Annotated in this window: 29 protein-coding genes; 12 read left to right on the forward strand and 17 right to left on the reverse strand. The window is 62.8% G+C overall.

Annotated features, from left to right (window positions below):
- The first annotated feature begins 507 nt into the window (after positions 1-507).
- The 3 genes from VWZ85_RS19165 to VWZ85_RS19175 are packed head-to-tail and all read left to right on the forward strand — an operon-like array spanning position 508 to position 5433.
- On the forward strand, positions 508-1101 hold the full coding sequence (locus VWZ85_RS19165) for a helix-turn-helix domain-containing protein (RefSeq protein ID WP_096708177.1): 594 nt from the start codon (positions 508-510) through the stop codon (positions 1099-1101).
- Positions 1088-3421: a relaxase/mobilization nuclease domain-containing protein gene (locus VWZ85_RS19170; RefSeq protein ID WP_416535750.1), complete on the forward strand. Its 2334-nt coding sequence runs from the start codon at positions 1088-1090 to the stop codon at positions 3419-3421. Before VWZ85_RS19165 ends, VWZ85_RS19170 begins: the two co-directional genes overlap by 14 nt.
- Before the next feature lie 8 nt (positions 3422-3429).
- On the forward strand, positions 3430-5433 hold the full coding sequence (locus VWZ85_RS19175) for a type IV secretory system conjugative DNA transfer family protein (protein WP_096873517.1): 2004 nt from the start codon (positions 3430-3432) through the stop codon (positions 5431-5433).
- A gap of 92 nt (positions 5434-5525) precedes the next feature.
- Here VWZ85_RS19175 and VWZ85_RS19180 read toward each other — a convergent pair whose 3' ends face one another.
- The gene (locus tag VWZ85_RS19180; RefSeq protein ID WP_024099322.1) at positions 5526-5960 is read right to left on the reverse strand and encodes a MerR family transcriptional regulator; all 435 of its coding nucleotides are present in this window, start codon (positions 5958-5960) and stop codon (positions 5526-5528) included.
- Positions 5961-6033: 73 nt separating this feature from the next.
- On the opposite strand from VWZ85_RS19180, the gene VWZ85_RS19185 reads away from it, so the two are divergent.
- From VWZ85_RS19185 to VWZ85_RS19210, 6 genes are read left to right on the forward strand one after another with little or no spacing between them, the layout of a single operon-like run.
- Complete coding sequence (locus VWZ85_RS19185; RefSeq protein WP_024099323.1) at positions 6034-6432, forward strand: mercuric transporter MerT family protein; 399 nt, start codon at positions 6034-6036, stop codon at positions 6430-6432.
- Positions 6433-6446: 14 nt separating this feature from the next.
- Positions 6447-6743, forward strand: a complete 297-nt coding sequence (locus VWZ85_RS19190) for a heavy-metal-associated domain-containing protein (protein ID WP_024099324.1) — start codon at positions 6447-6449, stop codon at positions 6741-6743.
- Between the two features lie 32 nt (positions 6744-6775).
- Positions 6776-6967 (forward strand): mercury resistance system transport protein MerF, encoded by a 192-nt coding sequence (gene merF, locus VWZ85_RS19195; protein WP_081731463.1) that lies wholly within the window; start codon positions 6776-6778, stop codon positions 6965-6967.
- 12 nt (positions 6968-6979) lie between these two features.
- Complete coding sequence (merA, locus tag VWZ85_RS19200; RefSeq protein WP_024099326.1) at positions 6980-8392, forward strand: mercury(II) reductase; 1413 nt, start codon at positions 6980-6982, stop codon at positions 8390-8392.
- Between the two features lie 4 nt (positions 8393-8396).
- Positions 8397-8759: a hypothetical protein gene (locus VWZ85_RS19205; protein ID WP_027238612.1), complete on the forward strand. Its 363-nt coding sequence runs from the start codon at positions 8397-8399 to the stop codon at positions 8757-8759.
- Positions 8760-8804: 45 nt separating this feature from the next.
- Positions 8805-10151, forward strand: coding sequence for a dihydrolipoyl dehydrogenase family protein (locus VWZ85_RS19210; protein WP_024099328.1), 1347 nt, complete (start codon positions 8805-8807; stop codon positions 10149-10151).
- Between the two features lie 95 nt (positions 10152-10246).
- Here the strand turns inward: VWZ85_RS19210 and VWZ85_RS19215 are convergent, their stop codons facing one another.
- Genes VWZ85_RS19215 through VWZ85_RS19285 form a run of 15 tightly spaced genes read right to left on the reverse strand, consistent with a single transcriptional unit; the run spans position 10247 to position 21745 of the window.
- A complete protein-coding gene (locus tag VWZ85_RS19215; RefSeq protein ID WP_024099329.1) occupies positions 10247-11323 on the reverse strand; it encodes a type IV secretion system protein in 1077 nt (358 codons plus the stop codon).
- A 12-nt stretch (positions 11324-11335) separates the two neighbouring features.
- Positions 11336-11749: a hypothetical protein gene (locus VWZ85_RS19220; protein WP_024099330.1), complete on the reverse strand. Its 414-nt coding sequence runs from the start codon at positions 11747-11749 to the stop codon at positions 11336-11338.
- Entirely contained in the window at positions 11746-11940 is a 195-nt protein-coding gene (locus tag VWZ85_RS19225) for a hypothetical protein (RefSeq protein ID WP_024099331.1), read from the reverse strand. Before VWZ85_RS19225 ends, VWZ85_RS19220 begins: the two co-directional genes overlap by 4 nt.
- Entirely contained in the window at positions 11937-12923 is a 987-nt protein-coding gene (locus tag VWZ85_RS19230; protein ID WP_024099332.1) for an ATPase, T2SS/T4P/T4SS family, read from the reverse strand. The genes VWZ85_RS19225 and VWZ85_RS19230 overlap by 4 nt, the downstream gene beginning before the upstream one ends.
- 4 nt (positions 12924-12927) lie before the next feature.
- The gene (locus VWZ85_RS19235) at positions 12928-14307 is read right to left on the reverse strand and encodes a TrbI/VirB10 family protein (protein WP_024099333.1); all 1380 of its coding nucleotides are present in this window, start codon (positions 14305-14307) and stop codon (positions 12928-12930) included.
- A complete protein-coding gene (locus VWZ85_RS19240) occupies positions 14304-15002 on the reverse strand; it encodes a TrbG/VirB9 family P-type conjugative transfer protein (RefSeq protein ID WP_024099334.1) in 699 nt (232 codons plus the stop codon). The genes VWZ85_RS19235 and VWZ85_RS19240 overlap by 4 nt, the downstream gene beginning before the upstream one ends.
- 2 nt (positions 15003-15004) lie before the next feature.
- Positions 15005-15658, reverse strand: coding sequence for a virB8 family protein (locus VWZ85_RS19245; RefSeq protein ID WP_024099335.1), 654 nt, complete (start codon positions 15656-15658; stop codon positions 15005-15007).
- 17 nt (positions 15659-15675) lie between these two features.
- Positions 15676-16485: a type IV secretion system protein gene (locus tag VWZ85_RS19250; RefSeq protein ID WP_040104422.1), complete on the reverse strand. Its 810-nt coding sequence runs from the start codon at positions 16483-16485 to the stop codon at positions 15676-15678.
- Positions 16485-17573, reverse strand: coding sequence for a lytic transglycosylase domain-containing protein (locus VWZ85_RS19255; RefSeq protein ID WP_040104432.1), 1089 nt, complete (start codon positions 17571-17573; stop codon positions 16485-16487). The genes VWZ85_RS19250 and VWZ85_RS19255 overlap by 1 nt, the downstream gene beginning before the upstream one ends.
- Positions 17574-17628: 55 nt before the next feature.
- Positions 17629-17796 (reverse strand): hypothetical protein, encoded by a 168-nt coding sequence (locus tag VWZ85_RS19260; RefSeq protein ID WP_024099338.1) that lies wholly within the window; start codon positions 17794-17796, stop codon positions 17629-17631.
- Positions 17793-20168, reverse strand: coding sequence for a type IV secretion system DNA-binding domain-containing protein (locus tag VWZ85_RS19265; protein WP_040182600.1), 2376 nt, complete (start codon positions 20166-20168; stop codon positions 17793-17795). Before VWZ85_RS19265 ends, VWZ85_RS19260 begins: the two co-directional genes overlap by 4 nt.
- Positions 20158-20436 carry a type IV secretion system protein VirB3 gene (locus VWZ85_RS19270; RefSeq protein WP_027238604.1) on the reverse strand — a complete coding sequence of 93 codons (279 nt, stop codon included), beginning with the start codon at positions 20434-20436 and terminating at the stop codon, positions 20158-20160. Before VWZ85_RS19270 ends, VWZ85_RS19265 begins: the two co-directional genes overlap by 11 nt.
- The gene (locus VWZ85_RS19275) at positions 20429-20722 is read right to left on the reverse strand and encodes a TrbC/VirB2 family protein (protein ID WP_009503803.1); all 294 of its coding nucleotides are present in this window, start codon (positions 20720-20722) and stop codon (positions 20429-20431) included. The genes VWZ85_RS19270 and VWZ85_RS19275 overlap by 8 nt, the downstream gene beginning before the upstream one ends.
- Positions 20719-21333 carry a lytic transglycosylase domain-containing protein gene (locus VWZ85_RS19280; RefSeq protein WP_416535751.1) on the reverse strand — a complete coding sequence of 205 codons (615 nt, stop codon included), beginning with the start codon at positions 21331-21333 and terminating at the stop codon, positions 20719-20721. The genes VWZ85_RS19275 and VWZ85_RS19280 overlap by 4 nt, the downstream gene beginning before the upstream one ends.
- Positions 21334-21376: 43 nt before the next feature.
- Positions 21377-21745 (reverse strand): hypothetical protein, encoded by a 369-nt coding sequence (locus tag VWZ85_RS19285; protein WP_027238602.1) that lies wholly within the window; start codon positions 21743-21745, stop codon positions 21377-21379.
- Between the two features lie 210 nt (positions 21746-21955).
- Here VWZ85_RS19285 and VWZ85_RS19290 point away from each other — a divergent pair, with 210 nt between their 5' ends.
- The 3 genes from VWZ85_RS19290 to VWZ85_RS19300 all read left to right on the forward strand — a co-directional run bounded on the left by VWZ85_RS19290 (position 21956) and on the right by VWZ85_RS19300 (position 22986).
- Positions 21956-22207: a hypothetical protein gene (locus VWZ85_RS19290; RefSeq protein ID WP_008327366.1), complete on the forward strand. Its 252-nt coding sequence runs from the start codon at positions 21956-21958 to the stop codon at positions 22205-22207.
- A gap of 124 nt (positions 22208-22331) precedes the next feature.
- Entirely contained in the window at positions 22332-22589 is a 258-nt protein-coding gene (locus VWZ85_RS19295; RefSeq protein WP_017470289.1) for a helix-turn-helix domain-containing protein, read from the forward strand.
- Positions 22590-22758: 169 nt separating this feature from the next.
- Positions 22759-22986: a hypothetical protein gene (locus VWZ85_RS19300; RefSeq protein WP_027238601.1), complete on the forward strand. Its 228-nt coding sequence runs from the start codon at positions 22759-22761 to the stop codon at positions 22984-22986.
- 120 nt (positions 22987-23106) lie between these two features.
- Here the strand turns inward: VWZ85_RS19300 and VWZ85_RS19305 are convergent, their stop codons facing one another.
- A complete protein-coding gene (locus tag VWZ85_RS19305) occupies positions 23107-23802 on the reverse strand; it encodes a hypothetical protein (RefSeq protein ID WP_173674657.1) in 696 nt (231 codons plus the stop codon).
- Positions 23803-24057 lie beyond the last annotated feature (255 nt).

Raw genomic sequence — 24057 nt, forward strand, 5'->3', positions numbered from 1 at the left:
TTCCAGGGATGCCGGTTCCGGCGCGGGTGATCGCCGGCAGCGACCTCGCCTTGGTGCCGGTCCCTGCGCGTTCAACGGACGCACTCCCCCCGGAATGATCAGGCCGCGACAGACCGGCCAGTCAGCCTCAAGGGGGCCATCCGCAAAAACCTATCGGCCAGGGCCTCCCGGTTTTTGCGGCAGAGATTTGGCAAGCCAAATCTGGCCCTCCTTGACCCTGCCTGTCCGCCCTGTCGGTGGGGTTTGCGCCCGCCCGCGGTTCCGTCCGAACACTTGGCGTTCGGCCAGACCCTCGGGCGGGGCTGGCGGACGGGACCCCTAGGACAGGTGGGTCGCCCGGTGGTGAGGGCGGCAGAGCCGCGTCCCTGCGGGCCGCGGCGTGAAGCGGACACCAAGGCTGCCTGAGCCTGAATGCGACGTAAGTATATAATTGACAGCTTGGTATATTATCGTAAGGTAGGGGCAGCCTTGGTGGAAGGTGGCAGGAAATAGGGGGTCTTTCTTCGCATGTCGCGCTCAAAACGTCTCACAGATGCGGACCGCATGGAGATCGTTCGCGAAGCTGCGGAAGGCGTTTCCACTTCAGTGCTGGCAGAACGGTTTGGCGTGTCGGTGCGGGCGATCCAGTACACGCTCAAAGCCGATGCCGAGCGCCAGACGGATGCCGCAATTCCGGTCTCAGCGGTCAGTGTGAAGGTCACGGCTGCGGAGCTTGCGGCGCTCGACGAGGTGCTGGCCGAGGCCGGAATCGAAAGCCGGGCCGAAGGGCTGCGGCGGCTCATTCAGGCGGCAGGCGGGGTGTTCGTTCCGGACGCGCAGATGGCAGCCGAGATGGCGCGTTACCGCGCTTCACTGCACGAGGTCGGCAATGGGGTCGCGCAGATTGCCAAGCAGATGACGCAGGCCAACCGGCGGGGGCAGGGGGCCGTGGGGGGCACGAGTGCCGAGTTCACCGAATTGCGCCTCGCGCAGATGCGCGGGCTGGCGCGGTTCATTCTGGATTCCGCGGACGAGATCGATCTGCTTCTGCGCCGCCGTCGAGACGCGATGCAGCTGCAGGCCACGGCCGCGCTGAGGGAGTTTGCCCATGCGGCTGAATGATGCTGTCGACGCCGTCACGGGCGAGGTCTTCCGAGACGGCTGGAGCCGGATCCGGGGCTCGATGCAGGGGCTGCATGTCGCCAAGCAGACCCAGCTTGTGCGCGCGGCAGCAGGGCACCGGCCGGCGGTCTTCAAGGCGATCCGGGGCGGGGGCACGCATACCAAATCGCAGCTCGCAAACCAGCTCGATTACCTCACCACCAAGTCCACCCATATCGTCGACAGTAGCGGGTTTCTGGATGGCAAGGCGAAGCTCGAGGCGGGTGACATCAAGGACCTCACAGAGCGCTTTGCCAAGCGGTGGGATGCGGGCTTCAAGCCGAAGCTCGGGCAGACAACACATATGCTCATGTCCTTCCCGATCGGCACGCGTGGAGAGGATGTGCGCGACATCGCGACCGATGTGGCCGAGCGGTTCTTCCAGACCGACGCGGGGCATTTCGATTACATCATCGCGGTGCATGAGGACCGAGATCACCCCCATGCGCATCTGGTGCTGAACCGCCGCTCGCAGGAAGGTGAGTTCTTCTTTCTGGGGCGCAACCATCGCTTCAACTATGACGACTTCCGCCTCGCCATGGTCGAGGAGGCCGAGAAGTACGGTGTGCGGCTGGAAGCCACGCGGCGGGTGGATCGCGGGGTTGTGCATTACCCAGCCCGGACCAGCGAGGTTTATGCGGCGAAAGAAGAGGGTCGCGCGCCCCGCGAGCGCGAGCGTGTGGGGACAGACCTGACCCGGACGCTGGCGGAGATCGCCAACACCAGAACCGTCTACCATTCGCTGGCCACAGAGGCCTCCCGGGCGGCCCGCGAAGACATCGCCGCGGCGCTCTTCCGCGCGGGCGAGGTGTTGGCCCATGGCGGGCAGGTGGACCGAACAGGAGATGTGTATATGGCCGAGGATCAAAGCTTCGAGGATCTCAGAAGCCTCTATGCGGAAAAGCTCGCGCGGGTGCAGGGCATGATCGCCGAGAAGTCTGACGCGGAACGTCCCGTGCTGGAAAAACGCCTCATCGAGATCCAGGCGCAGGTCCAGCACATGCAGCCCTTGGGGCTGCGCTCGGGCTCGCTATCAGAGGCCCCCTCGGAGGGGGGGATCTATTCTGAAGCCAATATCGACGCCAGCCAGCGCGAGCGACTGGCCGAGCCCGACTTGAGATCGCGCATTGACGTAGCACTACGGGGCACGGGGATCAGCACATCGGAAGTGGTGGCCCGGATCGAGACGGGCGCCTCAAATGCAGCGCTTGAGCATCAATGGATCGCCAATGATCTCTCCAAGGTGGCCGAGGCGCGCGATCTGAACCTCGAACGCCGCGCCGATCTGGAACAGGCCCGCGACATTCTCAACGATGTGCACGTCGAACTTGGCACGATGCTGGAACAGGAGAAGGTGCTGCGCCGGGATGGTGTCATGGAAGCGGAACCGATCAGCGAGCGGTTCCATTATCACCGGGACGCGGTCCGGGCGATGGAAGGGACAATCCGTCAGGAGATGCGCGCAGAGGGCCTGACAGCGCAGCAGGTGGAGGACCGGGACTGGGAAGTGGTCTCGCGGGCGGAGCGTCGGATCGAGACGGAGCAGCGCGCGTATCTCGAGGCACACCCGGACTTGCTCGCACGTCCCGGCGATGTGATCGACCGGTCTGAGCCTTACAGGGAGACCATCACCGATGCGGCCCGCGCCAGCGAGATCACCCGCGAGGTCGACCGCATCATGGAGGGACGCGACCTCCGCGTGCCGGTTGCAGATGCTGTCACGGATGACTTGCGCGCGCGCTATCCGGACATGCCGTCCCACCTCGCCCGCGGGCTTGGCGCGACCTATGCGGCCGTCGTCGAGAGCCGGGACACGGAGGTCATCAATCAGGTCCGCCGCGAAAACGAGTTGCGCGACAGGCTCGGGTCTGGCACGCGCGACGACATCCTCGCAACCCGCGATGAAACTGCGCCGCGGTCTGACAATGCCGACCGCCTCGCAGACGAGATTGCGCGTGTTCTGGACCATGAGCGGGCGGGGGAGTTGTCCGCGCCCTTCGAGAGCGAGGCGGAGCGGGACGCCTTCCGCGACGAGATCGCGCGGGTGCTTGATAACCGTCAACTTGAGCGGCTCACATCTGGCGATGCCGATGCGCTGGAAAAGGTTCTCGAGGACCGTCTCGACCGGCTCTATGTCGCCAAGGTCTACCTGCAATCGGATGCAGCGACGGCCAACACGGAGGCCTTGCGCCAGGTGGTCGATGATCTTGCCGACACCGAATATGAAAAGCACCGCCCGACAGACGTGGATGGCGAGACCGAGCGGGGCCAAGTCCATTGAGCGCCTCCATGGGAAAAGCGCGGATCGCCACAGGCGTCCTGCTGGTGACGCTGGTGACCGGGGCCATGGGCTATACCATCGCCTCGGCGGTGCTGACCTACCAGGATCTCGGCTTCGGGGCCGAGATCGACTTTGCATATATCGCGCAGAACTATCTGGCGATCCTGGACCGCCGCCCGGAGGATGCGCAACTTATTCACCTGATCATCGGCAGCTTCGCTGCCGCCGGCCTGATGCTGAGCCTCGCCCTCTCGGGGTCCGCCCTGACACGCTTTGGCCAGACCCATTGGCAGACCGCGCGCGAGATGAAGGCCAATGGGTTCTTCGGGGCGCCCGGCACCGGGTTCATCCTCGGCAAGCTGGGGCCGCCGGGCTCCCGCGCCAATTACATCTGCTCGAAGGTTTTCCCGCATGCGCTGATCGTGGCCCCCACCGGTCGCGGCAAGACTACGGGCTTCGTCATTCCGAACCTGCTGACCTGGCAAGGCTCCGCCGTGACGCTCGATGTGAAGGGCGAGTGTTTCGAGGCAACGGCCCGGCACCGCGCAGGCCAAGGCGACAAGGTCTATCGCTTTGCCCCCACCGATTGGGAGGGCAAGCGCACCCATCGCTACAACCCGCTCCTGCGCATCCATCAACTGAAAGATCCCGCGCGCCAGCAGATGGAACTGCAGCTCCTGGCGACGCTGTTCCTGCAGAGCGACAATGACCGGGTGCAGGGCCTCCTCAAGGGCGGGATCGATCTCTTCGTGGCGGCAGGGCTCTTGGCCTTCCAGCGCAAGCGCCCCACCTTGGGCGAAATCTATCGGATCGCCGCCTCGGGCGGGAACAAGCAGAAGGAATACTTCGCGCGCGGCCACGAGGTCGACAACAGGGCCGCCAAGCTGATCTTCACCCGGCTGGCCTCGACCAATAATGACACGCTGACCTCTTACGTCTCGCTCCTGATGACCTCGGGGCTCGATCAATGGCAGAACCCGGCCATCGATGAGGCGACGGCAGTCTCGGACTTTGATTTCCGCACGATCCGCAAGAAGCCTTTTTCGGTCTATCTCGTGGTCCAGCCGCTGATGGTGAAACCCCTCGCGCCGCTGATCCGGCTCTTCTTCTCCGATCTCCTCTCGGCGATGCAGGAAAAGGACCCCGGGCCGGATGAGCAGTGGCCAGTGATGATCATGCTCGACGAGTTCAATCGCTTGGGCAAGATGCCCATCGTGGTCGAGAGCATCGAGACCCTGCGCACCTATCGCGGGCATTTGGCTGTGGTCACGCAAACCATCCCCGCCCTCGATGAAATCTACGGCGAGAACACCCGCCGCGCCCTGCAGGGCAACGCGGGCGTGAAGCTCTACCTGACGCCTTCTGATGAGAAGACCGTCGAAGAGCTGAGCAAGGCGGTTGGCAAGACCACGAAGACCGTCATCACGCGCTCCCAGTCCATCGGCAAGAACCCCTTTGAAGGACGCAGCCAGTCCACCCGGACCGAAGAAAGCTCTCTCCTGCCCGAGGATGAGGCGCGCCGCCTGCCGCTCGACGAGATCGTCATGGTGATCGATGCCCAGATGCCGGTCCGCGCGAAGCGGATCCAATATTTTGACGATCGGCTGTTCAAGGCGATCCACGCGGCGCAGACGGGGGAGTTGCCGTTTCCGAAGCCGGGGGGAGGGGGGCCGCAGGGCACGCTGCCGCTGAGTGTGCGCGCCATGCCGATGACGCCGCCTTCGGACGGAGCAGGCGGACCCGACGCCGACGTTGAGGCCGCACGCCACGCTGCTGATGGCCAATCGTCAGGGCAAACCGATGTCACCCCAAAGAAGACTGCGCCTGTCGTTCAAGCCGTAATCGCCGAGGAACAGCGACAGATGGAAATGGATTTTGGGGGCCAGGTTGCGGATGCCGAGACAGTGGGCGTGGATGATGAGGCGCAGATGCGCTCTGCTGTCGATGGATTGGATGAAATGGAAGAGATGCTGCGAGAGGAGGAGGGTGGCAAAAAGCCAATTCACCGGTAGGGCGGTGGGCATGGTCTGACGGTCATAGAGGGCGGACAACGGCCATTCGCTGCAATTCGCGTGTATGACAGCTATTCCACCGAGCTTTCTGATTACTCTGACTTGGTCTGTCCCGCACTAAGGACGTCGAGCAGGGGGCAATCTGGTGTGTCCGAGCCGGTGCAGCGTGCGATTGTCTGAGCGAGCACGGTCTCGATCACTTGGAGATCGCGGATCTTGTCGCGCACTACCTCGAGATGGTGGCGCCCCATCCGCTCGACCTCGGCACAAGTGTGGCTGCCGCGATCGACGAGAGATAGCAGCCCGCGGATCTCTTCCATAGTAAAGCCAAGGTCCCGCGCGCGCATCACGAAGTTCAGCCGCTCCACATGTGCCGTGCTGTAGCGGCGATGGCCCGATGCGGTGCGTGGCGGATCAGGCACCAGGCCGACATTTTCGTAATAACGGATCGTCTCGAGGTTGCAGCCGGTCAGCCTGGCCAGATCGGAGCGTTTGAGCTCGCTCGCGGGGGCGTGATCAGCCGACATGAAATTTCTCCTTGATCCTGTAGCTGCTACAGACCCTATCTTGTCAGTCATCGAACGACAACAGGGTGACACGATGACGATCGAGACGAACGATACCGAACGTTGGGAGGGCGACAGCCCCGACAGGACCGGATGGACCGCCACTGGCGCCGGGGTGCTCGGGGCGCTGGCGATGACCTCCTGCTGCATCCTGCCGCTGGTCCTGGTTAGCCTTGGCGTCACCGGGGTCTTCATCGGCCAACTTACAGCGCTCTACTCCTACAAGTGGATAACCCTCTCCTTCGCCTTGGCGGCGCTCGGCTATGGATTCTGGAAGGCTTACCGACCTGTGTCTGCCGAGGACTGTGGCACCGGGGTCTGCGCGCGCCCGGTGGATCGCGGCCTGATGCGCGGACTGCTTTGGGGTGCGCTGGCCGTGGTGCTGCTGGCCTTGGTCTTTCCCTATGTCGCGCCGCGCATCCTAACCTTCTGATATCGGAGCCCATCATGAGACAAGTGTTACTCGCTGCCATCCTCTGGATCTCGCCGACCGCGATCTTTGCAGCCGAAGCCGAGACCCGCCTGCACGTCACTGGTCTGACCTGCCCCTCGTGCAGCTATATCGTCGCCACTGCGCTCAAGCGCGTGGAGACTGTGGAGATCGCGGAATTCCTCGAGGGCGAGGCCGAGGATGGCGTTTACGTCCTGCACTATGACGATCTCGCCACCGACCCGGACCAGCTGATCGCCGCCGTCACCGGAGTGGGCTATGGAGCAACAGTGGCCCAGGAAGACGTCTCGTGAGCGAGCGCGAGACAAACCCCAAGGACGACCGCATGCTGAAATACGGGCTGATCGGCACCGTCCTGGTGGCGCTGTGCTGCTTCACCCCGGTCCTTGTGGTCCTGCTGGGCGCGGTCGGGCTCTCGGCCATGCTGGGCTGGCTCGACTTCGTGCTCCTGCCGGCGCTGGCAGTGTTCATCGGCATCACCATTTTTGCGCTCTGGCGGCGCCAACGCACGAATTGAAGAGAGAATGATATGAAAGATTGCTGCACTCCCAAGGGCGGTTACGATCTCGCTGTGATCGGCGCTGGTTCGGCCGGATTTTCGGCCGCCATTACCGCCGCCGAAGCCGGGGCTCGAGTCGCGCTGATCGGCGATGGGACGATTGGCGGGACCTGCGTGAACGTGGGCTGCGTGCCCTCCAAGGCCCTGATCCGCGCCGTGGAGGGCCTTCACCACGCCCGCGCCGCCAATCGGTTTGACGGCATCAGTGCCGAAGCCAGCGTGACTGATTGGACTGCGACGGTTGCGCAAAAGCAGGCGCTCGTTGAGGAGTTGCGCGCGGCAAAATACGCCGACGTGCTGCCTCGGCACGAGAACGTGGACTACATCGAAGGTCGCGCCCGGTTCGACGGCAAAGGCAGTCTTACCGTAGACGACGCGGCGTTCCCGGCAGCGAAGATCGTTATCGCCACCGGATCGCGTCCCCACGCGCCCGCGATCCCCGGCATTCAGGATATCGGCGCCCTCGACAGCACGTCGGCGCTGGAACTCACCGTTCTACCCGCCTCAATGCTGGTCCTCGGTGCGGGCTATATCGGCGTGGAGTTTGCGCAGCTCTTCGCCCGTGCCGGTGTCGCGGTGACGCTGGTCAGCCGCCGCGGTGTGCTGCCCGAGGCCGAACCCGAGATTTCCGAAGCACTGGAGGGCTACCTCGCTTCCGAGGGTATTCGCTTGGCGCGGGTCGCCGGCTACGAGAGCGTGGTGCGCGACGGCGACGGCCTACGTTTGACCGGTAACGGGGGTGAGAACTTCATCGCCGAGCGACTGGTGCTTGCCACCGGGCGGGTGCCGAACAGTGATGGCTTGAACCTCGGCGCGGCCGGGATCGTGACCGGCGCGCGCGGCGGCATCGTGGTGGACGCGCAGATGCGCACCACCAACTCGAACGTCTGGGCCGCTGGCGATGTCACAGGGCGCAACCAGTTCGTCTATATGGCGGCCTACGGCGCCAAGCTCGCCGCCCGGAACGCGGTGGCGGGAGAGGCACGCAGCTACGACAACAGCACGATGCCCTGGGTCGTGTTCTCCGATCCGCAGGTGGCGGGCGTGGGACTGAGCGAGGCACAGGCCCGCGCCGCTGGACACGAGGTCCTCACCTCGGTCCTGCCGCTCGACGCAGTCCCCCGCGCGCTTGCCGCCCGCGACACGCGCGGTCTGATCAAGCTGGTGGCCGAGGCAGGCAGCAAACGCCTGCTGGGGGCGCAGATCCTCGCCCCCGAGGGCGCAGACAGCATCCAGACCGCAGCGATGGCGCTGAAAGCCGGGCTCACCTACGAGGAGTTGGGCGATACCATCATGCCCTATCTCACGACAGTGGAAGGGCTGAAGCTTGCGGCCCAGACCTTCGAGAAGGACGTGGCCGCTCTCAGTTGCTGCGCTGGGTGAAGGCATGAGCGGAAAATCGAAGCGCGACCTCCTCGGTTCGACTCTCGGCGCCGCTCTTGCCTGGTGGTTGCCGATAGGTGCCATGGTGCTGGCGATTCCACTGCCCGATGGACCCAAGATGGGGATCTGGTTGCTGGCATTGGTGTGGATGGGAAGTGCCTGCCTGTTCAATGCCCGGCGCTGTGGCCGGGTCCATTGCCGCTACACCGGGCCCTTCCTGCTGGCGATGACGCTTCCTGTGCTGGGCCATGGCACGGGGCTGGTGCCGCTCGGAGAGGACGGCTGGCGTTGGCTCGGCATTGCGACGGGTGGAGGCACTATGGCGATCTGGGGGCTGAGTGAACGATTGATGGGTCGCTATCGTTGAACGCGTAAGCGGCCCCAGACTGACAAGCATGAACGAGGAGCACATATGACCGAGACACTCGACCTGATCGTCATCGGCGCCGGCATGGCCGGGATCAACGCCGCGAAAAAATGCAGCCAGGCGGGTTGGTCCGTCGCCATCGTCGACGAGCTGCCTTATGGCGGCACCTGCGCACTCCGGGGCTGCGACCCGAAGAAGATGCTGCGCGCCGGCGCCGAGGCGGTGGAGGCCGTGCGGCTGCTCGAAGGCAAGGGCGTCGCAGGAGAGACCAGGATCGATTGGCCCACGCTGATGAAGCACAAGGAGAGCTTCACCGACCCGGTGCCCGAGAGCATGGAAAGTGCGCTGACAGAGGCCGGGGTGAAAACGCTACATGGCCGCGCGCGCTTCACCGCCGAGGACCGGATCGAGATCGACGGCTACGGCGAGATCGCCTTTCGCCGCGCACTGATTGCTACGGGCGCAAAGCCGAGGCCGCTGAAATTTCCCGGTGCCGAGCGACTGATCGACAGCACCGATTTCCTGAACCTCGCCGAACTGCCGCGCCGGATCGCCTTTGTCGGTGGCGGCTACATCTCCTTCGAATTCGCCCATATCGCCGCGCTGGCGGGAGCTGAGGTGACAATCCTCGACCGCGGCGCACGCCAGTTGAAGATGTTTGACCCCGAACTCGTAAAGATGTTGCTCGAACGGAGCCGCGAAGCCGGGATTAAGATCGCGGCCGAGGCCGAAATGGAACGGATCGAGGACGCGAATGGGGCGCGCCGGGTGCTCTACCGCAGGGCCGGTCAGAGCCATTCCATCGAAGCCGATCTCGTCGTTCACGGTGCAGGTAGGGTGCCTGCCATCGACCATCTTGACCTTGCGGCTGCCGATATCGAAACCGAGCACGGTGGCGTGAAGGTCATGCCTTGGCTGCAATCTCCGTCGAACCCACGCATCTATGCGGCCGGAGACGCTGCCGCCTCGCCAGGAAAGCCGCTGACCCCGGTAGCTGTGTTCGAAGGTAAGATCGCCGCCTCCAACATGCTGAAGGGCAAGCGGACTGAACCCGACTACACTGGAGTGCCGAGCGTGGTGTTCACCATACCCGAGCTGGCGCGGGTCGGGTTGCTCGAGGAAGAGGCGCGAGAGGTGGGTGATGTGGAGGTGAGCTTCACCGACACCTCGGGCTGGTTCTCGCAGAAGCGCATCGGTGAAACACATGCCGGTGCGAAGATTATCACCGGCAAGGATGGCAAGATCCTCGGAGCCCACATGTTCGGCCCGGAGTATGCCGAGCTGATCAACGTCTTCTCGCTGGCGATCAAGCTGGGGCTGACGGCGGCGCAGGTGAAAGCGATGCCTGCCGCTTACCCGACAGGGGCTTCTGACTTGGGGTCAATGTTCTGATGGTGCAACGGCTTTCCGTTGCGCACTCCTTCATGTTAGTAACACCCCGGAACCGGACCTTCGCGACTCGATATGTGAAGGTCCGCTACGGGCCGTCACCGTCGGCCAAGTCGACCCAGTCTCGCCAGCTGCGCCAGCATTTTTGACCCCGAGTCTGCGGATCCTGCGCCTCCTGCGGAACCCGTCTGCCCCATGCCCTGCCTCACGGGCATCTGCTGCACGCCGAAGAACTGCCGCGCCCTGAGGGCTGCGTATTCTGCGCCACTTGCGCCTCCGATCAGGTAGCGATTGTAGGCCTGCTGGCTTCCCATGGCGGCGCGGGCAAAGCTGTAGCCGCCGCCGAGACCACCGGAGAGGGCGGGCATCATAATGTTTCCGGAGATCGCGCGGACGATGAAGGGCGTGGCAATGATGAAGCCCTTGGCCATGAGCACCATCATGAAGAAGGGAATGAGCGCGCCGATGTTTGAGGCTCCCTCCGGGTCGCCGAGTTCGCCGATGAGGGCAGAGGAGACACCCGTGATTGTCGCGAACACACCGGCCACGACTATGGGGTAGAGCGCGAAGGAGACCAGCGCCGACAGCCAGCGCGCGAAATAGTCCTTGGTGACCTCGAAGAGGGTCAGGAAAATCATCACCGGTGCGATCCCGATCAGAAGTGCGATCATCAGGCGGGATGCCACGAGGATGAAGGCGGCCAGCCCGCCGAGGATCGAGAGCAAGAGGACCCCGACAATGTCGAGCATGGCCCCTGCCATCCAGTTCAGCTCGGACCCAGCGGCGTTGAGATAGTCCCCTAGTTCCGCGATTAGCCGGTCAAACTCTTCTGCGAAAGTGCCAGAAGGGCCGGGAGTTCCACCACCAACGGAAGCAACCAGCGCACCCGCAATGCTGTCGATCCCGGCCAGGATGGCGGAGGAGAGGGCGTTGAACTGCACCCAGTTGGTTGCAAATATCCCGATGAGCCCGATCTTGACCGCGAGCCAGAATGCCGTGCGTCCGTCCATCGCCTTGTACTGGTAGACCATGTTCAGGAAAACGAGAACCACCACCAGCGTTGTTCCCAGCACCAGAAGCGTGCCAACCGTTGCCGCAACCGATCCGAACTGGGTTTCTGCGGCGGTGTCGAGATAGCCCTGGGAGGTTTCAACGAAGTAGGTGACGACACTCATCGCGGGGCTGCCTTACCAATTACCTGCGGCGTCGCAGATGGCCTTGGCGGCAGTTCGGGCGGCGTTGGCGCGGCGGTTGTAGGCGTCGGAGGCTTCGAGCATTTCCCATCGTTCGTCGCTCGCGTAGCTCTCCCGAAACACCGCTTCGGCAGCGTCCCAGGACGGGAACCGGATTTCGCAGGCGCAGCTGACGGTCTCGACAATCCGCTCGAGGTTCTGGGCGCGGTAGATGTCCTGAACCAGAACTCGCTGATAAGATTGGCGCAGGGGGATCTCCTGCATCCACACGGGTTCAGCGGGCCGGTCTGGACAGACGTCGAAACTGCGCTCGAGGGTCGGCACGAGATTGCGCTCAGCGAAGCCGGGTGCCGACGTCAGGCCCAGGACCAGCGCAGTCAGTACGAGGGTACAGCTCGCCTGCCTCATGCCGTGGATCCGGTGGCTGTGGTTTCACGCTTCAGGAAGACCGTGTGTCCCACATTGGCGAATTCCGAGGAGCTGATCGACACCACCTCCCAGCCTTTCGCACCTTTGGCATTCAGGCTGGCCTGCATGTCGGCAAGGCTGGCTTTGCGGGTCATGGGAAAGGACAGAATATCGTATTCAAATGTCTTCATTGGGAAATTCCAATCTCAGTTGCGCCGGGGAGGTAGAATTCTGTGATGCCGCGTTTGCCGTCATGGCGGCCGGCCTGGATGATCACGTCGATGGAGTTCTCGATGTACTGGATCATGTCGGCATAGGTCATCGGGATTTCGGTCTTCAGCGCCGCGATCGCGAGCCGCTGCACGGCCAATTGCGGGGTTTCGGCATGCAGCGTGGTCATCGAGCCTCCATGGCCGGTGTTGATGGCTTCCAGAAAGGTCATGGCCTCCTTGCCGCGCACCTCGCCCAGGATGATCCGGTCGGGGCGCATGCGCAGCGTGGCGGTGAGAAGCACATCGGCGGTCTGGAATTCCGCATCGCGATTGGCGATCAGGGTCACAGCATTGGGCTGCGTCGGTAGAAGCTCGGCGGCTTCTTCGATGGTGACGATGCGTTCCTCAGACGGGACATGGGAGAGGATCTTTCGCGCAGCGACGGTCTTGCCGGTCGAGGTGCCGCCCGAGACGATCATGTTGAGCTTGTTCTCGACACAGAAGGCGAGGGCGTCATCGATCAAACCGGAGGCCACGACCTCGCGCAGCTCGCGCGTTTTCTCGAGGCGCAGTTCTTCGAGCTTGCGTTCCTTACCGAAGAGAAAGTCGAGTTCGATGCCCTTGAGCGGCAGGCTGGAAAAGAACCGCAGGCTGATCGACGAGGCCGAGAGCACGGCGGGCGGGGTGATGACCTGTGCGCGGATCGGGCGCCCCTTGTAGGTGATCGAGACCGAGACGATGGGGCGGTCCTTGCTCATCGTGGTATTGGCCGAGGAGGCGATCTGGTTGCCGAGGTCCCTGACCTGAACGCCCGTCAGCCTTTGATCCAGCGCGCGCATGAAGTGATCGCCCTGGAATTCGCCCCAACAGGTCCCGTCGGGGTTGATACAGATCTCGATGACATCGTCGCGGGCGGCGGCGTCGATCCGGTCAAGGGATGTCTCGAGATAGCTGAGCGACATCGGGCTAGAAGATCTCCAGATCGCGGTCGACCATGACGGTGACGCGCGCGCCTTGGTCGACATAGATGACGGGGCCGATGGAGAGGTAATCGCCAATGACGCTGTCCGTGGCATCTGCCAGATCATCGCCAACGTCTTCGAGAACGTCGGCGGCAGTCTCATCCTGGACCTCGGAGGCGGCGGCACTTGGCGCGGCCGAAATCAGCGAGATCAGGGCGGCCGACCCGAAACGCTCGGCAAAACGCGTGTCCACGAAACCCGTGACGCCGGAGCGGCCAAGTTCATCGCCCCCGAAGGAGCTGATCTGGACGGTTTGGCCCGCGGGCAGGATGATCCGGTCCCAAGCGATCGTGACGCGGCGCTGCGCAATATCGACGCCAGCGCGGTAGCGCCCGACGAGACGGGATCCGCGGGGGATCAAGAGGCGCGCGCCATCGACGCTGTAGACATCCTCGGACACCACGGCACGGGTCTGGCCGGGCAGTGAGCTGTCGAGGGCGGTTTCCATGACGGCCTGGATCATGGTGCCCTGGATGATGGTGTTGGAAGGATTGGCGATCACCTCGGCCTGCGTCACGGTGGAGGGCAGCGCACCGTTCAGCACGAAATCCGTCACCTCGCCGAAGGTGCGTTCGGTCAGAGCCGTTTCATTCGCTCCTGAGGCACCGCCAAACGCGATGGTGGGCGAGGCGATGCGCCGCTCCTGGAAGGCGCGTTCCTCCGCGGCCCGGCGCTCCAGCTCGGCCATGCGCCGGGCTTCTTCCTCGCGGCGCAGTCGCTCTTGCTCGCGTGCGCGCAGCTCATCTTCCGTGGGGCCCGCTGGTGCGGGTTGCGGTCGGCTGGCCTCGAGTTGGGCCAATTCCAGATCCATGCGGAGTTGTTCAAGACTTCGATCCCGCGCCGTCAGTTCGTCCTGAAATCGTTGCTGTGCTGCTTCCGAGGCGGCTTGTAGCGCCGCGATCTGAGCAGTCAGCGCGTCAATTGCCTCTGCGGCGGCGGTGTCTTCCTCGACAACTGGTTCAGGGGCGTTGCGCAACTCCTCGATCTGGGCCTGCAGGGCGGTGATCTGCGCCAGAAGCTCCGCGTTGGGCTCGACGGGGTCTGGTCCGACGAACACAACCTCGGGCTCGGGCGGGGGCAAGGTCTCGATAGCGCCAAAGCCGTCCCCTTCGTTTTGGAAGACGTCCGGGGTGGCCGTCGGTAAGGCTTCCTCTTCGTCGGGCTGTGAGAGGAGATAAAGCAGGGCACCACCCACGCCGATGACGAGGATCACGATCAGCGCGAGAAGGGGCGACCGGCGCTGCGCCGCCGTGGGGGCGCGGGCACTGCCTTTCTCAAGGGCGGCGAGGCGTTTTTCCAGCTCGGTGTTCCCGGTATCGCTCATGAGGTGGCCTCCGCGGGCGCGATCGCCTCGATGCAGACCACCTCTTCGCCAAGTCGCAGGATCCATTGGCGGTTCACGCCGCTGACGCGGATCACGCCGTCTTCAGGGGTTTGCGTGTTGACCGTGCGTTCACGGCCGCCCGCGTAGCGGAAGATCGCTGGCACAGGTGCGTTTCTCGGAAACGCGAAATACGTGAACGTCCCGTCATCCCAGATGCGCGTTGGCGTGAACTCGGTCCGCGCGCTGGCGCCGTAATTGTAGTTTGGTGCTTGGGCGGCGATGGCCCGGGTCGGGCGCGCAGCGTCATCAGGATAGCGGAACTGCACCACGTAGAAGGTTGGGCTGCGGACCTCCTCGACGTTGAAGTAGTAGCTCCGGCGGTTCGTATAGACTGTCACATTGGTATGCACCCCGCGCGCGACGGGCTTGATCGCGAAGGCCTGACCGCCCGGGACGCCGTCGATCTCGAAGCCCTCGGTGTCGCCCGCGATGATCGAGCGGATGCTTTCGCCGATCCCGAACTCGATGGTGGTCACATGGGTGAGTGACACGCTGAGACGGTAGACCTGACCCTCCTGGTAGGTGGCCAAGCGCACCCGGCTGTCGTTGGGACCGCCACGCGGGATGGCTTCGGCGGCGACCAACCCCGGCAACAAAACGATAAGGACAACAAATGCAATTCGTACGGGAAACAAGATCAGTTCTCCAATCTGTCGGAGCGGATGGAATATTCGAGGACGGTGAAGCCGAATGGATTGGTCCAGACCTCATCGATGGAGCGGCGGGTCTCCGGGCGGAACTCGAAGAGAAGCGTCGCAGTGAAGAGGCCGGTCTGGGTGCCGTTAATGGACGTCAGGCGCTTGCGCAGGCGGACCGTCGCGCGGTTGGTTCCGATCCGGTTGATGCTGAGGATTTCCACGTCGAGCCGAGCATTGGGGCCATAGACGGTCGGCGGATAGTTTTCATTTGCGCTGTTCCAGATCTGGCGCAGCCCGCTCTCGGCAGCTCCGTCCGAGCGGCGCAGGACGCTGCGGATGCGCAGATCGTTGTCGAGCTGGTTATAGACCTCCCGGTCGGCCACATAGCGGAACACCTCCGCCTCGATGATCGCCTGGTTGGCGGTCACCGAGGAGGCGCCCACCGAGGCTTCGGGGAGTGCAAAGCCGGTGGCGGGATCATAGGGGACAACGACGGGGGGCGGATCGACATCGAGGATCGCGACTGCTGCTGCGCTCAGACAGCCGATGATGCCGAAGACAAGACCTGCCAGACCAAGGCGTTGCCAGAGCCGTTCGCGGCGCAAGGCACCGTAGACCAGTTCTTCCTCGATGATTTCTTGTTCAGTCGCCACCCGTCATGCCCTCGCGATCACTCGGCCCGGAGGTCCGGTAACGTGAAATCCATGAAGCGCTGCTCTTCGGCGATGGTGGCGGCATCGATCACGCCGCCTGTGCCATCGCCTACGGTCTGGATGGCTTCGAGTTGCCACATGGCGACCAGCGCAATGGCGAGCTCCGCGGTCACGCGCGTGTTGAGATCGATGCTTTGCTTGAGCTCTTCCATGTCGTCGATGAGCCCGACAAGGCGGTCTACCCGCTCGAGCGACTGGCCGGCATCTTCATAGCTGTTCTGGGCGGCGGCTGAGACGAGTGCGCCGGTTGTTGCCTGCGTGGCCACACGGTTGGCCCCGGGATTGCCGCTGGTGGCCATTTCCGAGAGCGTGTCTTCATCGAAGCCGAGATCGGCCAGCACCCGGTCCATCTGGGTTTCGATCTCGCCTGCACCGGAGCCCGACAGACCTGAGAAGTCACCCGTCTTGATGGCCTCGATGGTGGCGAGGATGTCTCCGAACTCCTGGTCGAGCAGTCCGTTCAACTCGTCTTCCATTTCCGTGCGGATGATTTCTGGAAGCTCGGCAAGTCGGGTGAGCGCTTCATAGGTTCTTTGCAGCTCCGCGAGTTGATCCGTGAGAAGGCCGAGCTGTTCGCGGAGCTGCGTCAGCTGCTCGTTTTGCAGGATCTCGTCTTCGATCATCTGCCGGAGCTGCTGGATGTTTTGCGCGATGTTCTGGGTGTCGACGACGGGCACGCCCTGCGCCGCGGCAGGGGAGAGGGCTCCCAGATGCAGGCCAATCCCAAGCGTTGCGGCCAAGGCCGCTCTCAGAAACTTCCGTCCCATCATTCAATCTCCCTGATCGTAAAATCCATGAACGCGCCTTCGGCCATGCGGGCGCTGGCCTGGGCCAGCTCCTCGGCAGAGAGGACTCGGGTGCGGGCCGCCTGAAGCCGGATGCGTGCAGCGACGAGGCGCACGAGTTCGGCGCGGGCATAGGTGTTGAGCGCGATGCTTTCTTGCACGTCTTCCGTCTCGGAAATCCGCTCGACGATGTCCGCAATACGGAAGGCGGCTTGCCTGATCGCGGCGGGTGAGTTGTTACCATAGAAGGCCGCGCCGTGCCCGGTGATTGAGAGGTTGGCATTGGCCAGAAGCGCGGGGTCGATCGTGCCAAGCGCTTCGATCCCGCCGATACGGCTCAGGTAGAGATTGTAGCGTTCGGGAATGACCTGAACGTAATGCTGGGTTTCGGCAAAGGGCGGCACGCCGCCATACTCGAACACCCGGCCGGGTCCGGCGTTATAGGCCGCGAGCGCGTTGATGATGTTGCCATCGAATGTGTTGAGCTGGGTCGCGAGATAGCGCGCGCCGCCATGCACCTGCAGGTAAGGGCTGTCATAGTAATCCGGGTTGATGCCGAGATCGCTGGCGGTGCCGGGCATGATCTGGGTGAGGCCATAGGCGCCGACGGGAGACCGTGCCCCAATGGTGAAACGGCTTTCCTGCCAGATGAGCGCTTGCAGCAACGCGCGCCATTGGACGGGTGAGAGACCAGCGCGGCCGACACCCGCAAAGTCGCTGGTTTCCTGGGCGACGCGGATGATGAGCTGCTCGATGTTCTCGGCGGCGTCGCCGAACATCTGCGCACCGCCGGGATTGGGGTCGATGTCGGCATTGCCATAGACCGCCTCGACTGACCGGGCCGGATACCCGCTGCCGCTTTCCAGCCCCGAGACCATAGCCGGCAAGCCCTGACCGCCGAAGCTGGTCTGGGCATCGAGGATGCGTTGCAGGGTTGCCAGCTGTTCGCGCTCGATCTCCGCGATGAGTTCGCGCACGGCGAGCTTGTCGGCCTGAACGGCCAAGTCAGCCTCGCGATCACCGGTCTCGACGATGTCACGCGAGGTCAGCCCACTGTCATTGGTCGGCACACCTTGAGACAAGGCGAGACCAGGCAGCAGGCAAAACGCGAGGATATGAGGCAGGCTAGACTTCAATGTCGCCCTCCGGCGCATCTAGAGGCGTGAAGGTGCAATCAGGCGCGACAGGGGCTGTCGAGGCCAGGAAGGTGAAGCAGTTTGCCTGCGGTTCGCGATACTGCGCACAGGAAGCGAGCAGGCCGAGTGCTGTCAGGGACAAGAGAATACGGATCATGAAAGCCTCCAGAAGTCCGGGCGGGTGCGATAATCGGCGCCAACGTGCGCTTCGCCCTTTTCCATGCCGCCAAGGATGGTGAGATTGGGTCCAAGCGCGCTCAGATCGGCATCGACGACGATCGAGCCCTGATCGTCACGGATGAGCGCCAAGCGGCTGTTGCTGCCCGTGTTGAGAAGGACGTCGAGCTCCTTCTCCGTGAGGTTCAGCATGGCGTAGTCCGCAGGCTGCGCGCGGATATTGGGCAGCAGGATCTGCGTCGGCACGGCCTCGACGATGGTCTTGCCGGTCCGGGTGCGCTCGAGCTGGCTTGCGTATTGCGTCATCATCACCGCGACGGTGTTCTGCTTGCGCGCAGTCACGAGCCAGTTCGACAACCGTTCGGCGAAATATGCGTTGTCGAGCGCCTTCCAGGCCTCGTCGATCACGATGATTGTGGGGCGACGATCCTCGATCTCGCGCTCGACCCGGCGGAAAAGATAGGATAGGACCGCCATGCGTTCTTTCTCGGCCTCGCTGTCGAGAATGCCGGTGAGATCGAACCCGACCACTTCGCCTTCGAGCGAGAACGTATCTTCCAGCGTCTGGCCGAAGATCCACCCATAGCGGCCGTCTTCGGTCCACTCAAACAGGCGCTGGTGCAGATCGCCGCCATCATCGGTGGACACAAAAAGCGATGCGAAATCCCGCCAGTTCCGCAGGGCCGGATTGGAGGCCTGCGCGTTCTGGCGCACCACTTCCTGGATGCGGTTGGTCTGTGCCGGGGTCAGGGGCTTGTCGGCGCGGTAGAGCAGCGTGGTGAGCCAGTCCGAGAGCCAGGCGGTGCCGCGTGCATCGGTTTCGGTCCAGAGCGGGTTGAGACCCGTAGGCTGACCGGCGTTCAGGGACGCGTAACGCCCGCCATTGGCGCGGACCGCCATCTCCATACCATTACGGTAATCGAAGACGAAGATCCGTGCGCCTGCGCGACGGGCCTGGGTCATCAGGAAGGCCGACAACACCGATTTACCCGACCCGGGCCGTCCCATGATCAGGGTATGCCCGCTGGTCGGTTCTTTGTCGGGCGAACCTTGCTCGTGATAGGAAAACCGGTAGGCGCTCTGCTCCGGCGTGGGCAAATAGGTGACGACCCGGCCCCATGGGGTTTTCGCGGCGGGTTTGCCGAGCTGTGTCCGGTGAAAGGCCGCAAAATCCGCGAAGTTGCGATTGGTGACGGCGCTGGCACGGACGCGCTTGGGCTGGTTGCCGGGATGCTGGCTCAAGTAATGCGCCTTGGCCGCGACCCGCTCGCCGATCATCTTCACGCCTTCGGTTGCGGCGGCGTTCATGATCTCGGCGCTGAGGGTTTGCAGTTCTTCGAGCGTGTCGCAAAAGAGCGTCACGACCATGTGATGCTCGCCGAAGCTTTGGCGCTTGGCCTCGAGATCATCGGCGGCGATGTCGAGGGCTTCCAGGAGCGAGAGGGCCGCGTCCTGGCTGGCCTGCATCTGGCGCTTTTGCCGCTTGATGCGGCCCGCCATGAGGTTCGAATTGATCGGCGTGAAGGAGTGCGTCACGATCATGTCGACCGGCAGGTTCAGCATGTCGAACATGGTGCAGGAGGTGGCCTCAGCATATTCCCCGATGGTGAAACTCTTGCCGTAGCGATGGCCCACGACGCCTTCGGAAAGCTCGAAATGGTCTCCGTGAAACGTTACGCGGGTATTGGCGACGTTGAAGGACAAAAAGCCGTAGGTGTTGGCCGGGTAGAGCGGCAGCTCGGTGCCCGTGTTCAGCGCGCCCAAGAATCCCACCAACTCTCCCGATCCGGCTGAGAGCATGCGCGGCTTGAGCTCTGCGAGGCCGGACAGGAAGACGTTCACGGCCTCACCGAGGCGCTGCAGGCGTTTGCGGGTCTCCTCCTTCAGTCGGTCCGGCGCGCTGCGGCTGAGGAACGGCAGGAGGCTTTTCGGGGGCGGGCGGTGAATGACGGTGAGCGTCAGTGTTTTGTCGCGGAGCCCGCTGGTCTCGAGTTTCGCGCGCCAGCGCCGGTCAACCTCGCCTGCGAAGCTGTCCTCACGGATCGGGTCGAGATCAGGTTTGATGGCCTTGGAGACCTTGTGGACGTAATAGCTGAATTCCGGCCCGAGCTGCGCGACGATGCGGGCAAAGAGCGCCGTCACCTTGTCGAGATAGGCATCGTCCGTCGTGTAGCTGTTGATCCCCTCGAGCCGGATGCAGCGGAAGAGTTCGTTCACCCGGGTCCGCACGGTCTGGTCGTCGACGAGGCTCACATAGGGCAGCATATGCGCGAGGCGGGTCTCGCGCGCATACCAGTCCGGCGTCATCGTGCGGGCATCGAGCGCAGCATCACGGGCGTCATCACGGGGCATAGCTGTCCCCGCCATGGATGGACCTGTTGCGCGTGGGCGGTGTCTCCTGCAGGGCCGTCATCATCACGTCGATGAAACGCGGGTCCCAATCGGCGGCCTTCCACAGCACCGGATAGAGAAGGGTGGCCACGCCCAGCACCGCGATGTGCTGGACCCAGACGAACAAGAGCACCGAGCCAAAGAGCCAGACCATCGCGTACATGATGGGCAGGCCCAGAAGCTTCGGCGGGCGCACGAGGCCGAGAAAGAGAGGCGAGCGCTCAGCCACCGGCAAAGACCGCGGCAACGATGGTGGGGGCAGCCGCGACACCGGCGATGCCCACGAGGACCCAAAGCGCTTGGCGCAGGTCGATGATGTTGAAGAACCAGCTCAAGAAAACGCCGAGAACGGCAAGCGTCGCGATGACAACGCCAAGTGGGCCGGTCAGCGCATCCACGATGCCCTGTAACAGGCTCTGGATCGGGGAGAGATCAATGCTCTGGGCGAGGGCGGGTTCGGCAATCAGCAGGAATAGCGCCAGCGAGGCGACAAAGAGGTTTGAAATCTGTTTCATGAATTTGATCCTTCCAATCGGGCCGCGACGGCCATGACGCGGGCCACGTGGTTCTGGGTTTCTCGGTAGGGGGGAACGCCGCCATACTGGCGGACCGCATCGGGTCCGGCGTTGTAGGCAGCCAGCGCCAGGTGCGGATCGCCGAACGTCTCCAGCATTATCGCGAGGTAGCGGGCGGAGCCGTCGAGGTTCTGCAGCGGATCACGCGGGTCGACGCCCAGATCACGCGCCGTCGCTGGCATCAATTGACCAAGGCCAATGGCACCTGCACTTGAAATCGCATCCTGCCGGTAGGCGCTCTCAACCTCGATATTGGCCCGATAGAGAGCCAGCCAATCCGTCAGGGAAAGCCCCGCGCGACGCAGGCCAGGATGGCCGGCATAGCGCAAGGCCGTGGTCTGAATCCCGGAGAGAACATCGGCGCGGGGCAGGGGAGTCATGCGGGCAAGGGCCGCGACTTGGACGCCCTCTTGCTCGGCCTCTACCTCGCCGAAGATCGCGATCCCATCGGAAGCCGAACTCTGACCAATCCCGTCATAGTAGTTTCGAGCAAAGCTGCTTTGGGAGCGGGACGGGATCAGGGAGCCGTCGCTCTCCATGACCAGGACCATTTGCGCTGAGGCAGGTGCTGCGACCAGCCAGAGGCAGACGAGGTTAGTTGTCAGCGGCCTTGTCTGACGAGGCTTTGTCTGACGGGGCGAGTTTATGCGTGCGGCTTGTGCCCGCCTCAAGCGGCAGGTCGACATGCGCAAAGCCAAGGCCAATGAAGAAAGACACCACGCCGGAGATCGTCTTGAACTCGCGGATCTTGATATCGTTGTAGGTCGTCCGTGTGCGGGCGGTGACGAGGAGCTTTTCCACCCCATCATCAGAGACAACGCGCATGATCCAGACCCCGTAATAGCTGGGGCCTTTCTTATGTGCCGACTCCTGGCACAGGATTTCTGCGCTATAGCCGCTTTCCACGAGCTCGCGGAACCTGGCTTCCGTAACCACATTTGGTGCTTCGATGTCCCAGTTCATGGCCCGGCTCACGCTTTCTCCAATGGCGCGACCCCAGGCATTCCTACTTGAAGCCCAGAGTTACGATAGTATATTATCAACCGCAAGATGTAATATCGTGCTTTGGCTGTAGTTTGGTTACGCAAACACTAGTCACGGCCAGTGTCCGCGATCAAGGAGATAACAGGTTTGAGAAACCCAAGGTTGACATGCCTGCTCCCATTGCAAGCTATGGCCCTTCTGATCTGCGTTCCTGGGCCGGTTTTGGCGGAATCCTGCTTTGCGCCATCCCGTCCTTTCCTGCCAAGCGATTCGCAGGCCGCGCGGGACTATGCGGATATCATCCGCGGCGACTTCGAAGATTACATTCAGGATATCCAGAGCTACTTCCGTTGCCTCGACGGTGAACGGGCCCGCGCCTTCGAGGAAGCGCGCGAAGTCAGCGAGGAATATGGCCGGTTCCTGCAATTGGTAGGGGATTGATGGGCAACCTCGGGAGCATCAGACTTGCAGCCCATGGAAACCAGACGCCGATAACACCCTCATATATCTACTTTTTAGATAACAGATTTCATCCGCTAGCGACGTCACAAAAGGTATGTGACGCGTGGCAAAGACAATCAGAAGCAAGGGACAAGTGGCACTCTGTCAGGCGTTGGTCGACGCCCGTGTCAAAGCGGGCCTTGGTCAGAAAGACCTGGCAGACAGGCTCAGATGCCACCAGTCCCTTATTGCCCGCCTTGAGAGCGGCCAGCGCCGGGTCGACGTTGTCGAGCTGGTCGTCTTGGCGCGCGCCATCGGCTTTGACCCGTTCGAGGTTCTGGCGATCGTTGAAGCCGCCACGGAGCCCGACCACAGGATTTGAAGCCAATGAATTGTTGAGAACACGGGAACCCACTTTCCCGGTCTGATGATCATTTCCTCATCGAGGACCAGTTAGCCAACATCAAAGAAGCCCGGCGCGCGGTCGTAGTGAACGCTCTGCAACCCCACGCCGCAATTCGCAGCGCCGCAGTGCAGGAAGCCAGTAAACAGTGAACGAAGATAAGGGTGAGGGCGTCGCGATCGCCAATCTGATCGGGACCGATGGGTGCAGTGTTGTTGGTTGGGTTTATCGCTGGAGGACAGGCTCACATGCGGTGATGTGGGACGTCCAAGGGCCCCAGCCGGTATCGGAAACCCGGCCGGATATAAGTGACGAACAGAAGCAAGAAATCGACTTCGATGCGCTGACGAGGATCGGAAGAAGCGACGACGGGTGAACAGAGCGAACCCGCGGTGTTTGCCTAAACGCCAAACAGCATGTGGACCGCGAAGCGTATGCGGTGCGGTCGTGCAAGCCAAAGAAGCCGTCTTCCATGACAAATCTACGTAGCGGCAGGTCAGTAGTTCACCTGCTCGAACCCGTAGTTGCCGTCATAGTCACGCCAATCGACGAAGACGGATCGGTGATAAATGCCAGGGCAATGCTCGCCCCAACGTTCAAGTCCCACATGGGCCTCGGGCAGGGCAGTTATCGAAGATCGCTGCCATGAGAAATCGCCTTGGGTCCCGTAGGTGCCGAGGACCACGGTCGCGCTTCGGTTACAATCCCCATCGCGCCCGGACTCGTGCTGTCGTGCATACCGTACATCGAAGACGCGGATGGACCGCACGAAATTGAACTCTGGCCCGCTGATATCGATGTCCGCGCGGTCCTGAACGAGCCGCAGGGCGAGGTCGGTGGGAACGAGATTATCTACTGGCAAGGATTGAAGCGGTCGACGGCTGTCGGTTCGGTACAAGGCTTCAAAGATGCCGCCAGCGTTGTTTTGTAACCGATCGTTCTCGTAGGAGGCGCCCATGGGACAGCGCCAGATTTGCAGCGGTGGTTCGACCGGCCAAGGTGTAATCCGCCGGATAAATTCGGCGCGGGCTCGGGCGCAAGGGACGGAAGCAGGCCAGCCGCCAGACAGGCACAAGAGGATCGCGCAATCGATCGGGTATGTCTGCGCGCGGGCGGGTATTGGCAGCGAAGAACCTGTCACGGTCAAAGCGACTGCGACCGAGGGGAGGAGCTTCTTGAGTAAATGGCGCATGCTGTGGAGCCTCCGGGATAGGAGTTCAGCATACATACAATAATATACTATCGCAACGCTAAGTATAAATTCGCATAATGAAGTTTATGTTATTTCTTCTCCGGCTAATGCCGACCTTCGCTTATGCTTGGTAAAGGTGCACATCGCGGGACAATGCCGTCATTCGTTTTTCATATTTCGCTGACGCAGCACGGCTTCGCGCATGCGGCAGGTTTGTCGCTGCGTTGCAGCTCAAGTTGCCAATGCGGTCATTCA

The sequence above is a fragment of the Phaeobacter sp. JH20_29 genome (assembly GCF_048056175.1).
Classification (GTDB): domain Bacteria; phylum Pseudomonadota; class Alphaproteobacteria; order Rhodobacterales; family Rhodobacteraceae; genus Phaeobacter; species Phaeobacter bryozoorum.

Coding starts and splice junctions, on each gene's coding strand:
- VWZ85_RS19190 (WP_024099324.1), top strand. CDS start 6,447: ATGAGACAAGTGTTACTCGCTGCCATCCTCTGGATCTCGCCGACCGCG.
- VWZ85_RS19280 (WP_416535751.1), bottom strand. CDS start 21,333: ATGGTCCTGGTCATGGAGAGCGACGGCTCCCTGATCCCGTCCCGCTCC.
- VWZ85_RS19260 (WP_024099338.1), bottom strand. CDS start 17,796: ATGATCCGTATTCTCTTGTCCCTGACAGCACTCGGCCTGCTCGCTTCC.
- VWZ85_RS19185 (WP_024099323.1), top strand. CDS start 6,034: ATGACGATCGAGACGAACGATACCGAACGTTGGGAGGGCGACAGCCCC.
- VWZ85_RS19215 (WP_024099329.1), bottom strand. CDS start 11,323: ATGAGTGTCGTCACCTACTTCGTTGAAACCTCCCAGGGCTATCTCGAC.
- VWZ85_RS19290 (WP_008327366.1), top strand. CDS start 21,956: ATGGCCCTTCTGATCTGCGTTCCTGGGCCGGTTTTGGCGGAATCCTGC.
- merA (WP_024099326.1), top strand. CDS start 6,980: ATGAAAGATTGCTGCACTCCCAAGGGCGGTTACGATCTCGCTGTGATC.
- VWZ85_RS19175 (WP_096873517.1), top strand. CDS start 3,430: ATGGGAAAAGCGCGGATCGCCACAGGCGTCCTGCTGGTGACGCTGGTG.
- VWZ85_RS19230 (WP_024099332.1), bottom strand. CDS start 12,923: ATGTCGCTCAGCTATCTCGAGACATCCCTTGACCGGATCGACGCCGCC.
- VWZ85_RS19250 (WP_040104422.1), bottom strand. CDS start 16,485: ATGGGACGGAAGTTTCTGAGAGCGGCCTTGGCCGCAACGCTTGGGATT.
- VWZ85_RS19305 (WP_173674657.1), bottom strand. CDS start 23,802: ATGCGCCATTTACTCAAGAAGCTCCTCCCCTCGGTCGCAGTCGCTTTG.
- VWZ85_RS19170 (WP_416535750.1), top strand. CDS start 1,088: ATGCGGCTGAATGATGCTGTCGACGCCGTCACGGGCGAGGTCTTCCGA.
- VWZ85_RS19205 (WP_027238612.1), top strand. CDS start 8,397: ATGAGCGGAAAATCGAAGCGCGACCTCCTCGGTTCGACTCTCGGCGCC.
- VWZ85_RS19220 (WP_024099330.1), bottom strand. CDS start 11,749: ATGAGGCAGGCGAGCTGTACCCTCGTACTGACTGCGCTGGTCCTGGGC.
- VWZ85_RS19225 (WP_024099331.1), bottom strand. CDS start 11,940: ATGAAGACATTTGAATACGATATTCTGTCCTTTCCCATGACCCGCAAA.
- merF (WP_081731463.1), top strand. CDS start 6,776: ATGCTGAAATACGGGCTGATCGGCACCGTCCTGGTGGCGCTGTGCTGC.
- VWZ85_RS19165 (WP_096708177.1), top strand. CDS start 508: ATGTCGCGCTCAAAACGTCTCACAGATGCGGACCGCATGGAGATCGTT.
- VWZ85_RS19275 (WP_009503803.1), bottom strand. CDS start 20,722: ATGAAACAGATTTCAAACCTCTTTGTCGCCTCGCTGGCGCTATTCCTG.
- VWZ85_RS19235 (WP_024099333.1), bottom strand. CDS start 14,307: ATGAGCGATACCGGGAACACCGAGCTGGAAAAACGCCTCGCCGCCCTT.
- VWZ85_RS19210 (WP_024099328.1), top strand. CDS start 8,805: ATGACCGAGACACTCGACCTGATCGTCATCGGCGCCGGCATGGCCGGG.
- VWZ85_RS19285 (WP_027238602.1), bottom strand. CDS start 21,745: ATGAACTGGGACATCGAAGCACCAAATGTGGTTACGGAAGCCAGGTTC.
- VWZ85_RS19180 (WP_024099322.1), bottom strand. CDS start 5,960: ATGTCGGCTGATCACGCCCCCGCGAGCGAGCTCAAACGCTCCGATCTG.
- VWZ85_RS19265 (WP_040182600.1), bottom strand. CDS start 20,168: ATGCCCCGTGATGACGCCCGTGATGCTGCGCTCGATGCCCGCACGATG.